At 39.1% G+C, this 12063-nt stretch carries 17 protein-coding genes; 4 read left to right on the top strand and 13 right to left on the bottom strand.

The genetic code is table 11. From position 1 onward, the window contains the following. Nucleotides 1-7: 7 nt before the first annotated feature. The 8 genes from QW284_05645 to QW284_05610 form a co-directional block, all read right to left on the bottom strand. The gene (locus QW284_05645; GenBank protein ID MEM0339149.1) at nucleotides 8-514 is read right to left on the bottom strand and encodes a Na+/H+ antiporter subunit E; all 507 of its coding nucleotides are present in this window, start codon (nucleotides 512-514) and stop codon (nucleotides 8-10) included. Beyond that, entirely contained in the window at nucleotides 498-920 is a 423-nt protein-coding gene (locus QW284_05640) for a sodium:proton antiporter (GenBank protein MEM0339148.1), read from the bottom strand. The genes QW284_05645 and QW284_05640 overlap by 17 nt, the downstream gene beginning before the upstream one ends. Beyond that, nucleotides 910-1719 (bottom strand): MnhB domain-containing protein, encoded by an 810-nt coding sequence (locus QW284_05635; GenBank protein ID MEM0339147.1) that lies wholly within the window; start codon nucleotides 1717-1719, stop codon nucleotides 910-912. Before QW284_05635 ends, QW284_05640 begins: the two co-directional genes overlap by 11 nt. Further along, nucleotides 1706-1972: a hydrogenase subunit MbhD domain-containing protein gene (locus tag QW284_05630; GenBank protein ID MEM0339146.1), complete on the bottom strand. Its 267-nt coding sequence runs from the start codon at nucleotides 1970-1972 to the stop codon at nucleotides 1706-1708. The genes QW284_05635 and QW284_05630 overlap by 14 nt, the downstream gene beginning before the upstream one ends. Nucleotides 1973-1977: 5 nt before the next feature. Further along, nucleotides 1978-2364, bottom strand: coding sequence for a monovalent cation/H(+) antiporter subunit G (mnhG, locus tag QW284_05625; GenBank protein ID MEM0339145.1), 387 nt, complete (start codon nucleotides 2362-2364; stop codon nucleotides 1978-1980). 3 nt (nucleotides 2365-2367) lie between these two features. Continuing rightward, the gene (locus tag QW284_05620) at nucleotides 2368-2655 is read right to left on the bottom strand and encodes a monovalent cation/H+ antiporter complex subunit F (GenBank protein MEM0339144.1); all 288 of its coding nucleotides are present in this window, start codon (nucleotides 2653-2655) and stop codon (nucleotides 2368-2370) included. Between the two features lie 180 nt (nucleotides 2656-2835). Continuing rightward, nucleotides 2836-3294, bottom strand: coding sequence for a PspC domain-containing protein (locus QW284_05615; protein ID MEM0339143.1), 459 nt, complete (start codon nucleotides 3292-3294; stop codon nucleotides 2836-2838). 325 nt (nucleotides 3295-3619) lie between these two features. After that, nucleotides 3620-3772 carry a hypothetical protein gene (locus tag QW284_05610; GenBank protein MEM0339142.1) on the bottom strand — a complete coding sequence of 51 codons (153 nt, stop codon included), beginning with the start codon at nucleotides 3770-3772 and terminating at the stop codon, nucleotides 3620-3622. 268 nt (nucleotides 3773-4040) lie between these two features. Between QW284_05610 and QW284_05605 the strand changes: the two genes are divergently transcribed. Continuing rightward, nucleotides 4041-4424, top strand: a complete 384-nt coding sequence (locus tag QW284_05605; GenBank protein ID MEM0339141.1) for a RidA family protein — start codon at nucleotides 4041-4043, stop codon at nucleotides 4422-4424. A gap of 350 nt (nucleotides 4425-4774) precedes the next feature. Here the strand turns inward: QW284_05605 and QW284_05600 are convergent, their stop codons facing one another. After that, nucleotides 4775-5734 carry a homoserine kinase gene (locus tag QW284_05600; protein ID MEM0339140.1) on the bottom strand — a complete coding sequence of 320 codons (960 nt, stop codon included), beginning with the start codon at nucleotides 5732-5734 and terminating at the stop codon, nucleotides 4775-4777. 332 nt (nucleotides 5735-6066) lie between these two features. Here QW284_05600 and QW284_05595 point away from each other — a divergent pair, with 332 nt between their 5' ends. Beyond that, nucleotides 6067-6261 carry a hypothetical protein gene (locus QW284_05595; protein ID MEM0339139.1) on the top strand — a complete coding sequence of 65 codons (195 nt, stop codon included), beginning with the start codon at nucleotides 6067-6069 and terminating at the stop codon, nucleotides 6259-6261. A gap of 214 nt (nucleotides 6262-6475) precedes the next feature. On the opposite strand, the gene QW284_05590 is transcribed toward QW284_05595, so the two are convergent. Both QW284_05590 and QW284_05585 read right to left on the bottom strand, forming a co-directional pair. Continuing rightward, nucleotides 6476-7375, bottom strand: coding sequence for an ATPase domain-containing protein (locus tag QW284_05590; GenBank protein MEM0339138.1), 900 nt, complete (start codon nucleotides 7373-7375; stop codon nucleotides 6476-6478). A gap of 34 nt (nucleotides 7376-7409) precedes the next feature. Beyond that, entirely contained in the window at nucleotides 7410-7835 is a 426-nt protein-coding gene (locus QW284_05585) for an ATPase domain-containing protein (GenBank protein MEM0339137.1), read from the bottom strand. Between the two features lie 601 nt (nucleotides 7836-8436). Here QW284_05585 and QW284_05580 point away from each other — a divergent pair. Next, entirely contained in the window at nucleotides 8437-8559 is a 123-nt protein-coding gene (locus QW284_05580; protein ID MEM0339136.1) for a hypothetical protein, read from the top strand. Nucleotides 8560-8998: 439 nt separating this feature from the next. On the opposite strand, the gene QW284_05575 is transcribed toward QW284_05580, so the two are convergent. Together QW284_05575 and QW284_05570 are read right to left on the bottom strand one after the other, a co-directional pair. Further along, nucleotides 8999-10474, bottom strand: coding sequence for a hypothetical protein (locus QW284_05575; GenBank protein ID MEM0339135.1), 1476 nt, complete (start codon nucleotides 10472-10474; stop codon nucleotides 8999-9001). Nucleotides 10475-10479: 5 nt separating this feature from the next. Beyond that, nucleotides 10480-10713: a hypothetical protein gene (locus QW284_05570; GenBank protein MEM0339134.1), complete on the bottom strand. Its 234-nt coding sequence runs from the start codon at nucleotides 10711-10713 to the stop codon at nucleotides 10480-10482. 173 nt (nucleotides 10714-10886) lie between these two features. Between QW284_05570 and QW284_05565 the strand changes: the two genes are divergently transcribed. After that, complete coding sequence (locus tag QW284_05565) at nucleotides 10887-11957, top strand: alcohol dehydrogenase catalytic domain-containing protein (protein MEM0339133.1); 1071 nt, start codon at nucleotides 10887-10889, stop codon at nucleotides 11955-11957. Nucleotides 11958-12063 lie beyond the last annotated feature (106 nt).

Genomic DNA, 12063 nt, shown 5'->3' with positions numbered 1-12063 from the left:
ACATCACCTAATCAAATATCTTCTTTGCATAGTAATCAAATGTTTGTGCAATTTCTTTGTAGCATTCCAAAGGTTCAACGCTTTTAACATATATCCAATTAACATATAGAATACCCTTCTCCTTATCGATATCCACAACAACAGTACCTGGAGTATTAGTTATAGATATTGAGACTAGCATTATGCCGTGATCTGATCTAGATTCTATTGGAACTCTAACAATCCCTGGTTTAATGGGCATTTTAGGTGACAAGCCTATTTTAATAACATCTAAGTGAGATTTAACCTCATCAACTATAAAATATCTAATTGTGTATCTAATCAAATATAAGAATCTCTTAATGTCGAGGCTCTTTCTCCAATCCTCTACAAGCATCGAGGCTAATGCAACACCAGATAATATTGCTACAAAAGCTCCTGTTACAATATCGTATAACGTAACAGCCCCTGTGTAGATAATATAGATCACAAATGCTACTATAATTGGGGTTACGGCTTTAGCTAAGCTCTTCACTTATTGCCACCCTCTTCAGCACTCCAATTATATCAACATCAACAGTTCCGAAATGTCTATAGAGATGAAGGATCACAGACGCTAGAAAAACATTTGCAGCTAATCCTATGACTATAGCTGTTAACACAAGTGCTTGTGGCAACGGATCTACAGCTCTCATCATAAACTGTTTGAGATCTTCTTCAGTAGGGCTCCAATTTAGAAGAACAGGTGGTTGAATAAGACCAGCTCTCCACAATCTATACCCATCTAATATCATAAATGTGTTTATAGAGTCTTGCAAAATGGTTAAAGCAATAAATTTTTTAACTAGATTTGGCTTTGAGAGAACACCGTATATACATACACCAATGTTTATGTACAAAGAAACTATTGTAGCTACAAACATAATTGTCTTAATATCCATAGTCTTCACCAATTAAAACCTCCTTCGATGTTTCTTCAGTATATAGAAGCACTTTAAATGCTATGAAAAACGCCATGGAGACTGCTATACCTTCAAACAAGTTTAGAAACCATAGTGAGCCTCCCATAAAAACGTCGAGTATGCTTGAGGGGTATGAGAAGGTGGTATAGGCTTTTACCTGGTTTTGAAATATAAATGCATTGCCAAGAGATATTATGAGAGGTGCTAGAGCTGTTAATGCTATTCCAATGATGCTCAAGTTTCTAAGCATTATGGCCTTCTCGTAGGTTATCTTTGAGTAGTCTACTAAGATTCTTGAGAAAACAACTATCGCTAAGACTGGGGCAACTGCTATTATAGATCCTCCCTGGAAACCCCCACCAGGCGTTAGCATCCCGTGGAGAACAGTAGATGCCCCAACAGCAACAATGCCAAGCATTGCTATGGCTGTTGCTTTCTTCACAACAATACTCAGCCCCTCACCTTTGGACCTATCAGGCTTTCTAACAACTTCTCTATACAATGCCAAACAACCTATTATAGCTGTATAAAAGACTATTGTTTCATAGAATGTATCCAAACCTCTATAATCCCAGACAATAGCCGTTACAGCTTCTGGGGAAGCGGCCCACAAACTTTTATTGTATATATCCAATGTAAAGTATAGATACGTTTTTGCAAGGTCTCTAACATCTATTGGTGGAAGAGGCCCTATAGCACCTAAAAGCGTTGGTATTAAAATAAGTGCTATTGTGATTATCGGTAAGGATACGAAGACTACATCTCTATACCTTCTCATATCTCCCAACCTTCTTCACAAGAACAAGTGTTATTAGAGGTAGAAGACCAACGGAAACAGCAACATAGACTAAGACTATGTCGGGAGACATTAAGAGATAAAGTAGAAATGCATATAAAGTACTTTGAACAGCTGAAAAAATAGTTGCTTTCACAAGATCTTTAGTTATGATAGCCAAGACCACAAATATCACTGAAAGTATTGCTGCAATCCCCATCGCAACAAATATTATATCCTCTGTTAAAGAAAACACTCCATTCAACAACTTTTCTCACCAAGATCCTCAGCAAGATGATCAACATGGCAAGGACGTAAAATAGCTGCTTTAGATTTGTATGCAGCTCTTGCAATAGCGTGACTTCCAGCACCACCTAAAATAAATGTGAAGAATGCTGTAACAAAAGAACCTCCAGCTAAAAACCATCTGTATTGCCCTAGAAATGGTGAGCCAAGGGCTATAAGTCCTGCCCCAATCATTGGAACAACAGCTCCTCCAATACTCCCAATGGTAAGTGCATGAAGTCTAACAAAAAAGTTTGGAAATCTAAGCATGAGAATGGCTGCTACAAAATCGCAGAAAAGACCTATTGCTATAAGAATCTGGCCTACAACAATAAGAACTATGTCTATGAGACTCAAATCCATTAGTTAATCACCAAACTCTTTATACTCTAAATACTTTGCAATATAAATATCAAGAGCATATATCCATAGAGATAAAACAATAGCGCAGATAATTAGTATAGGAGATCTAAGTAAAATACTTAAAATAACGAAAAATGCTGCAAGATCGTAACCAAGTGCATCAACACTTATAACCATATCTGGTATTGTAGGCCCTTTAACGATTCTAATGAGGTATAGAGAGAAAGACACAATGTAAATAGCCATGGAAACTGTTAAAAATGTTGTGATCCATGACTCTAAATCAAACAAAATAAAACACCGTAAATGAAATCTCTCGGAGTTCCATACCAAAGAACACCTATATAAACTTTTATTACTTTCAATTTTTATAGTTTTAACGTTGAGAAGAACTAGTTGATCATCTATAATGCTCTTAGTGTATCACCTATCATCATCTATATAGCATCCTTGACATGGCTTGGGAGATGCTTAGAGGTGATTAGATTGTGGCTGCGTAATGCTATGTCTAGAGCGTTCTATGAGTATCAAACCTATTGCCAAGAGTACAATGCTCGCTACGACCAACACCACAATATTTTCTCTTATGCGTATTGAGCTCAAAGAAGCTATGATTGCAGCGATAATGAATAGCATAAAGAGCACACCTACAAAAATGAACACAAGACCTAATATGATCAGAACTGATTTCGCTGGCTCTGTGGTGAAGCTTGGGGCATATGTTTTGCACTCTCCTTTCTCATCTTCTTCAGGTATTATAAGACATACTATGACATAACCAAGTATTAGTATTGGTGCAAAAAGAGAGATGACTATGGTTATCAACCTAACAATATTTGAGTCAACATTAAAGTATTTTCCGAGACCACCACAAATACCGCATAATACCCTATCCTTTCTAGATCTACAAAATCTTCTACTAACAGCCATTATCCTCCCCGCTAATTGTCATAATAAATGTTTAGACACTATTTAAAGATATCGATTGAATAGCAGACGCAAATCTTTTAGAATTTTAGTTATTAGTTAGTATTAGTTAATAATTATGGCTAGAACCGATTATGAGTTTATCATCAATGGCATAATTAGTATTACAGACATCGAGGCTCTGCTTATGCCAGGTGTATTATATGCATTTACTGCATTTTTTTGTGGTTATCATAGCCTCCGCTGCTTCATCTAGGAAATTTATGTGCAATAAAATAACATAATAATATAGTTAAATTTATTTTAGTCGAAGGCTTGGAGTTTTCTATTATATGTTGTTTATTGTCTCACCTGGTTTTGTGATCACTTTGACGGCTTTCATAATATCCTCATCTGGGATTTCCTTGAATTCGAATTCCTCTAAGTTTATTGGAAAACCTACTCTATAGCCAAGCTCCATAATCCTAATATCCTTCTCCAATACACGACCATACCCTATCTTAAACCTTAATCACAAAGGGCTGTAAACCCATTATGAAGATGTCTGCACTATTACCTCTTCTAACTTTGCCGATAGATTGAGTAGAATGCCCAATTATTTGATATAGTCTTTTTCTGACCGTACACAAGTCTTTTGTTGATAAAGCATACGTCTAGAAAGCAATGATAGCTCCAGTAGAACAAATACAAGAAGCTTTTTAGGGAATAAATTTTAATTTTATTTGGTAAATAGGAAGGTGGTATCTAAAATGAAACAGATTATCTATACAGGGAAAGCGCCTAAGCCAATAGGCCCATATTCACAGGCTATAAGGATTGGCCCCTGGCTTTTTGTCTCTGGGCAGATACCAATTGACCCCACAACAGGCGAGCTTATTGATAGGGATATAGAGTCTCAGACGAGAAGGGTTTTGGAAAATGTCAAGGCTATTCTCGAAGAGGCTGGGTTTACACTAGAAGATGTTGTTAAGGTAACAGTCTATCTTGTTGATCTAAAAGATTTTCATAAATTCAATGAGGTATATAGCCAATATTTCAAAGCAAATCCACCTGCAAGAACAACTATACAGGTAGCGGCCTTGCCGAGAAATGCTAGGATAGAGATAGATGTAATAGCTTACAAGCCAAGTTAACTATTGAGCGATGAGAAGCCTAGTCTCGCAGCACTGTTTCTTCCTAGGCGTTCATTTCAAACATTTTATATAATTTCATGGTCGTGCCCAGAGGGATCTCCTAGCCCATTCCACGGGCTCGTGGATAGCTGTCGAGCCCAACGCCACGGGGCCTCATCTAGGCTTAACTCGCTTAGGCTCGGAGCATTGCTCCCATTGCCTAGGCAGGCTCATGTTCTCAATAAATATTATTGACCATCAACCCATATAAATCTTTCCTCTAAACATCAAAAAGATCTTAGCCACGATTAGCTGGGGGCCTTAGTCAGGTACTCTAACCACCCACTATAGGAGGCTGTTGCGCGGTAAGTTTATCTGCTTATGGAGTATAGTATGTGAGCACCCCGCGCAGTTTTTGTTACTATAGCCACAGCTTCAACGCATTTCGAATATGCCTCTGCCATTGCATTGGCAATCTCCTTTGCGTGGCTCTCATCTCTGGCTAGTGCTATTATGCTTGGGCCTGCACCACTTATAGCAACGCCTAGCCCATTAGTCTTTTTTGCTGCTGCCTTAACCTCGTTGAAGCATGGTATTAGCTTTGCTCTTGCTGGTTCTACTACTTCGTCTAACTCCATCAATTTTCCAAAGGTCTCTAGATCACCTTGCATAGCAGATGTCACCATAACTGCTAGTCTACTCCAATTAGCTACTGCCTTGCGTAGATCAATAGTCTTTGGAAGAACCTCTCTCATGGCCTTTGTCTTCCCCTCTCCAAAAATGTTCTTAGTAGGCATTGCTATAGCGAACCAGGCATCAAAATCAATTCTCTTCACAGCAAGACCTTTATCAAGAATAGCGAGAGCAACAAGCTTTCCAAGAACACTAGCAGCAACATTGTCAAAGTGAGGTGTGCCAGCGGCATAACCCTCTGCAAGACCAGCGATGTAGGCAAGATCGCTTGGGCCAAGATCAAGTGAGAAGAGATTTGATAAAGCAACAATAGTTGCGGCTGCAGATGCACCACTACTTCCAAGACCAACACCTATTGGAACCCCCTTGAAAAGCTTGATAACAACATCAACATTGCTTGCAAGTTCATGGCCAAGATAATTCTTCAAAACCTCGAAGACACCAACGACGGTAGTTGGATTCTTGACATATTCTGCATAGGGGCCTCTAACCTCTTCGACAACTATCTTTCCAGACCCCCCACTCTCGACCCTGGCCTCAACCTCATCATAAAAAGCATCGAGTGCGACTGCCAAGGCATCGAAACCCGGCCCAAGATTAGCGGAGCTACAATAAGCCCTAACCCTAACACTCCTCACAATACATCACCAACCTGTTTATCACGCTTCATAGATTTACATACATTGTTAGGCATAGAAGATTAAAAATTATTTAGATTAAACTATTTCAAAAATTATGAAATTGTTACCCCAACATAATATTGTTAAAAATCTTTTGGCTATCGCAACATCCATTGCAGAGTGTGGTCCAGGGCATGATCAGAACAAATTTTTATTTTGGTTCATGCGAACATAAGTGGGGTGAAAATGAGTTTGTCCTTGTGTTTGTCGTCGACTGTAAGTAGAATGGTGTTGTAGTAGCTTACGAGATTTACGCATCTGATGAAGAAACATGTAAAAATGTTAAGGATATGGTTGAAAAGCTTCAGCCCGAGCAGCTGGTTGGTGTGGCTAAAGAGTATGGGGGATGCATTATCGAATCTGAAGATCCTCTTGTCATAGTTACTAAGGATAGAAAGACTAAGGTTGTTCTTAGGCCAGGCAACTTAATGGCTATGACCTTCTGGGGGATGACAGTCTCTATAATAAAGCAACAATGTGAATAACATAATTAGTGTTTAATAATGGATTACCCATAGAGACTATATACAAGGTCTCAGCATTTTTATGCACAATTCTCTTTTCAGAGAATGGTTCTGAGCATATGTAAAAACCAGAATACGAAGGAGTAGCCATGGTTGCCGTGTTCACATCTAATAGTGGAATAAAATGCTGAAATACGTGAGTAACCTCTAGGCAATTCTATGATTGTCCTCAATTTTATTTGGCTAGTCTGGCTATCTCGTCTCTGCAACTTCTCAACTCCATTTCTGTGGCTATGAATGGGTCTTTTTCTCTTCTCCAAATGAAAACCTTTTTTGAAAGACCGTTAACAAGGCTGTATCTAAACCTTATTATAATATCTGATAGTCTCATCAGCGCTGTTCTAATATCTGTGTTGACATCGGCTGATGCTATTATCGTTAGTATGTTTTTGCTCTTTAGATAGTTGAGAAGGTTGTACATAACCTGAAAATGCTTTGGCTCTAGCGATATCGCTAGAATGTCTAGTGCATGGAGTATCACCATATCTGGTTTGGTATGCTCTACAAGCTCTATTAGCTGTGCTAGAAGCTCAGATGACGAGAGAGAGTATGGGTTAAAGCTTTTGAAAACAATGTTCTCATCAACAAAACTCTTTGCATAGCCAGTCTGTATCCCAAACTGCGCCACACTATTGATGATGGTATCGCGGATCGTTTTAGGTGACGCCCTAAAGCTTATCAGAAGCGACTTAGCTTTGTTAACCAGCATATAACCATATATTAGCAGGAATAGATCTGGGGGTCTTGCATAGAGTGGATAGAGGAAGAGGATTATGTGACCCCTTCGAACAACGCCAATGGTTGTGTCGAGTAGTTTACATGGATTCTTAACAGCCTCTCCTTCAGCAGGCAACTCCTCTAACACAATTGGTGTGTATATCTTCAACCCGGTATTGGGTATTATTGCGAACGGCAACTCAGCTAGTGTTAGTGGCGAGCCACGTATTTTTCTAAACTCCATAATTCTAACCAGCTTTCCATCCTCTATCCTATGCTTGAGAATAACAACAGCGTCAGCTACGAATTCGAGCGATCCAAGCCCAAGCTGATCAACACCAAAGGGAAGCTCAGCCACTAAAACAGCAAGACCATTGATCTGCTTGGTCAGCTCATAGAAGTAGTTCTGTAGCCAAAGCCCTTTTAGACTCGTCTGAAACAGCCAGCAGCATGGAGTTGATAGAATCAACAACTATGATCGTTGGGCTAAAGCCGATAACAATACTGTTTATGTGCTCAACAACTTTTTCAACATCTAAAACAATCGGGAGTTTTGTGAATGTTAACAGCCCCTTCTCCTCAGCTAATCGAAGATCCATTCCAACCCCGGCCATATTCCTGAAAAGCTTCTCCTTGTCCTCCTGAAAAGATATGTACAAGCATCTATACCCCCTCAAAGTGTTTGCATAGCAAATAGTTGATGCAAGCGTTGTTTTTCCAGCTCCTGGATGGCCAGCAACAACAATCGTCGCTGGAGGCTCCAAAGCATTTTTAAAATACTTGTCAAGCACATCAACACCAAAGACTATACTACCCAAAAACACCACCACACAACACTAAAGCCAGATTATAAGAAAGCTAATATATATCTTTTCATGTCTCACATATCTCATTATAGTTAAGCATTACCTTGTGCTGGAAAGTCATTTTCAAAACTTTTCAACAGCCTAATCATTTTCAGCATAGGTATAGCTGCATAATGATGAAATAGGATTAAAAATAAGATTAAGCACTAGAATATTCTACATATATTCTGACCATTAGCTAATCTTGTCTCAGATATGGCTATATACCTATCTTCTGGTTCTTCTAGCTCCCATGTCTCTATTTTCTTAGTAGGCTCTTTAGAAGGCATTGATTAGTTCTCGAAATAGGGAAATGCCTCAAGGCAGGCAAGGTAATGCTCGTATTCCCCAATAGTGTTACCTAGCTCCTCCTTTACCTCGGGTGGAAGCCTCTTCTTGTAAGTATAAATCCTGTGGCTCATCTTTATTATGAGCAGAGCTATTGAAATGTATCAGGCTGTGATACAGAGATTCTTAAGATAATTGTTAAGGAGATGTCAAAGACCAAGATAGTGCTTCTCGAAGGGAACTCGGCTTATACAGAGTTATCAAGAAAATTGTTGTAGAGAAAAACATGCAGGTAATGCCAGAACTATACATAGTTAGAATGACCGTTGTAGCACCCTACGGACTAGCTAGAATGGAGCCAATATCCAGCTTAATGCTTCTATCAGAAAATGATGGGGAGTTCCAGTAGGTATTCAAAGTATTATCTCCAAATTTATAGGAGAAGAGTTATCTATAAGTTGTTAAAGCGCATAGTAATATTATAGCTTTGTTTTTGCTGAAGCTAATTATCTCATTGTAGTCTGACATTTAAGTTGTCGATAAAATTCTTGGTCTGCTCGTAGGAGGAGAACGGAAAAAGACTAAGAAGATAGATGTTAAAAGGAAGAAGGAGATAATTCTGGGTGAGTTTTACTGGGGGTTGTGTTAAGTAAAATTAAAATATTGCTTGAGGGGATTTGTGATGTATATACCTTGATTTAATGAGTTGTTCCCTGTATGATTAAGCTAAGTAGCTTCTGTGTAGAGGAGGCTAAACAACTTGGTTCATGGAGTGATCTCTTTTTCATTAATTAAATTTTTATTGATATCTAAATAAAAAATTAAGTGAAAATTATTAAAGACATTATTTATGCGTTCTCTTTTATCCATGCTGAGAGCTTGTCTATCATTTCAACATCTTCGTTTTTGGTATGTTTTGTTAGGGGTGTTGCTATCAGGTATACTAATGCACATATTGTGAAGCCGTAGAGGAGTTCTGGGGGTACTATAAATCTTGTTGGGTTACCTGGAACAGGATATTTCACGAACATTCCTATTATGTAGACCAGAACCCCTGCAACCATGCTTAGAACAGCTGATGTTGTATTGGACTTCTTCCAGAAAAGACCTCCTAGCACAGCAGGAACTGTGAATCCCATGAAAGCCATAGCATATGAGAATATTAAACCAACAGGTAGCTTCAACACTAATGCAATTAACAGTCCTGTTAAAGCGCCTGCAATTGCACCAAGCCTAGTTATATTAATTCTTGCTTTCTGACTAAGTTTTATACCAAGACCAAGATTCACAATGCCAGACTCTATTATAACACCTTGGAGTAGAAGAAGTGTTGCAGCAGTGCTGATTCCTGCAGCTACAATAGCTATGGCATATGGTAGCGTTAATGTCGCACTTAAATATATTTCTATAAGTTTATAGAATACTAGGTCAACTCTTGGTAACTGAGATGGTGATAGAAGAGCTCTTCCATATATAGTGGCTATAGCGAAGCTAGGGGTAATCAGAATTACGTAGTTTAGCCAACCAAACAGCGATGACACCTTTGCTATTTTAAGGTTTCTGCTACCCATAATGCTGTAGAACGACCATATGAATCCCAGTCCAGACCACATATTCACAATATTTGTCCAGAGGAGTAGGGGTGCACTATAGTTTACAAAGCCGCTTAGCGTAAATGCCTTTGGATCCACCTTTGGAGCAAGATCAAAAACGCTGTAGTTTGTGAAGAGGGTTATTGCTGGTATCCAAAAACCTAGGAAGTATAGTACAACCCAGACTACATTAGTCCAAGCCACAGCTCTATAACCACCTAAGAGAATGTATACCACAGTAATTATGGTAGCAACTATCGCCGCCCAGATAAATGGTATACCTACAATAGCTTCTATTAATGTAGCAACACCCGTGAATTGCATTGCAGCATATATGGCACATGTAAAGAACCATAGTATGGCTAGAATAAGTGTAAATACCCTAGAGCCGTATCTTTGATGTAGGGTGTGAATGGGCGAGTAATGGCCGTATACCTCTCTTGCTGCTATAAATCTTGAGCCTAGGAACAACATGAGCATAGCCATATGCCATATGGGCATCATTAGATATGTGAAGTAGGGGAGGCCCATTAGATACATTGAGCCCATGAAGCCCATCATAGTTCCAGTACTGACAAGCGTTGCAGCAGCATTTGCCGCCATAACAACATATCCGAGAGTGCCACCAGCTATTGCATAGTCTTGGACTGTTTTCTTAGAGATTTTATAGCCATAGGCTCCAATAGCTAATACAATAGCCACAATAATGATAAATATTATTGTGCCTAGCATCATAATCACCCTTTAGGTTTTCTACTAGATGCTTGGATCCACCATATAGTTGCTATTGTATTAATAGTGCCACAAGCTATGCTCCACCATATCGGCTGCAACGGATCTATAATGAACAATGCTGTTATGAAGGGGAATAGCCACGTTCCTATAGCGGTGGTGAAGAACACTATCCAGAAGGCTATAGCCTTATTTTTCTCAATATAGCCATCTATAGCGAATACACCCGTTTTATTCACCCTAAATGAGAGTTGACTTGCTACTATTTATAAACTTTACTGTTTTATTACTCACTTTATACCATGGTCAAAAATACAGTTCTTCGCAATAGACCAACGAATCGCCATATTATGCTCATAAAGCTATATATAACTGTGTAAACCAGTATATAGCGGGTGATTTGGTGCCTGCTATGAAAAACAGACACAAGGTAGCAATTGTAAAAGAATTTGGTAAGCCTCTTGTCATAGAAGAGGTTCCTACGCCAGAGCCTAAGGATAGGCAGGTTCTCGTAAAGGTGATAAGTGCAGGTATATGCCATACAGATGTACATATTTGGAAAGGCGATTGGGCTTCAGGGGGGCTTCCTCCAAAACTACCATTTGTAATTTCTCACGAGATTGTCGGAGAGGTTGTTGCTAAAGGAGACAGAGTACCCGATAATGTGAAGATCGGAGAGAAGGTTCTTGTATATGCATGGGGATGGGCAGAAGAAGATGAGTGGGTTATTAAAGGTCTTACACACCTAAATGATCGTCCTCTACACCTTGGTGTAACAGCAGAAGGCGGGTTACGCGAATACTTCCTTGTACAGGACTACAGATTCTTAGTTGATGTTGAGGGGCTCGAGGATCTGCCAACTGCAGCACCTTTGGCATGCGCAGGGCTGACAACATATAGAGCCACTAAAAAGATTTTGCCATTTCTAGACCCAGATGACTATGTACTTGTTGTTGGTCTTGGTGGGCTTGGAAGCTACCAGGTACAGTGGCTAAGAGCGTTAGCAAGGCATGTGAACGTTATAGGCGCTGACGTAAAAGATGAGGCCATAAGCTTCGTAGATAAGATATCAAAACTAGATTTTGCAGTCAATGCTTCTAAAACAGATCCTGTTAAAGCTATTATGGAAGCTACAAAAGGCAAAGGTGTAAAAGCTGTTGTAGATCTTGTGGCAAACGCTAAAACAATTGGAACCTACCTCAATGTTTTAGCAAAAACAGGTATATATATGTTAGTCGGCATGATGGGTGTAGAGGCTACTATAGGTCCTCTAGTACCATTTATAGCATCGGAGAAGGCGATTATGTCAAGTGTTGTAGGAACATTACGAGACCAAATAGAGGTTATTAGAGCGGCTAGAAAAGGCTTAGTTAACTATAGCGCGGTAGTTACAAGAAGACTGAAACTAGAAGAGGCAACAGAAGCTTTAGAGGCCTTAGAAAAAGGAAAGGTAATTGGTAGGCAAATTGTAGTATTCGATTAATTTAATTTTTATTTTTTATTGCACTATTTAGAATAGAAGCATTGGACTGATATATCTAAACTGTTGTAGTTTGTTTAGGACTGTGACAAAAGCAGAAAAATATATA

Origin of the sequence: Ignisphaera sp. (assembly GCA_038735125.1) — an archaeon.
Taxonomy (GTDB): Archaea; Thermoproteota; Thermoprotei_A; order Sulfolobales; family Ignisphaeraceae; genus Ignisphaera.
The sequence above is the reverse complement of the archived record's forward strand: the minus strand, read 5'-3'. Positions and strand labels throughout refer to the sequence as shown.

What these genes read in the sequence shown, in the direction of transcription:
- QW284_05640 (MEM0339148.1), bottom strand. Translation starts at nt 920, where the DNA reads ATGGATATTAAGACAATTATGTTTGTAGCTACAATAGTTTCTTTGTAC.
- QW284_05635 (MEM0339147.1), bottom strand. Translation starts at nt 1,719, where the DNA reads ATGAGAAGGTATAGAGATGTAGTCTTCGTATCCTTACCGATAATCACA.
- mnhG (MEM0339145.1), bottom strand. Translation starts at nt 2,364, where the DNA reads ATGGATTTGAGTCTCATAGACATAGTTCTTATTGTTGTAGGCCAGATT.
- QW284_05615 (MEM0339143.1), bottom strand. Translation starts at nt 3,294, where the DNA reads ATGGCTGTTAGTAGAAGATTTTGTAGATCTAGAAAGGATAGGGTATTA.
- QW284_05605 (MEM0339141.1), top strand. Translation starts at nt 4,041, where the DNA reads ATGAAACAGATTATCTATACAGGGAAAGCGCCTAAGCCAATAGGCCCA.
- QW284_05595 (MEM0339139.1), top strand. Translation starts at nt 6,067, where the DNA reads ATGGTTGAAAAGCTTCAGCCCGAGCAGCTGGTTGGTGTGGCTAAAGAG.
- QW284_05580 (MEM0339136.1), top strand. Translation starts at nt 8,437, where the DNA reads ATGCAGGTAATGCCAGAACTATACATAGTTAGAATGACCGTTGTAGCA.
- QW284_05575 (MEM0339135.1), bottom strand. Translation starts at nt 10,474, where the DNA reads ATGCTAGGCACAATAATATTTATCATTATTGTGGCTATTGTATTAGCT.
- QW284_05565 (MEM0339133.1), top strand. Translation starts at nt 10,887, where the DNA reads ATGAAAAACAGACACAAGGTAGCAATTGTAAAAGAATTTGGTAAGCCT.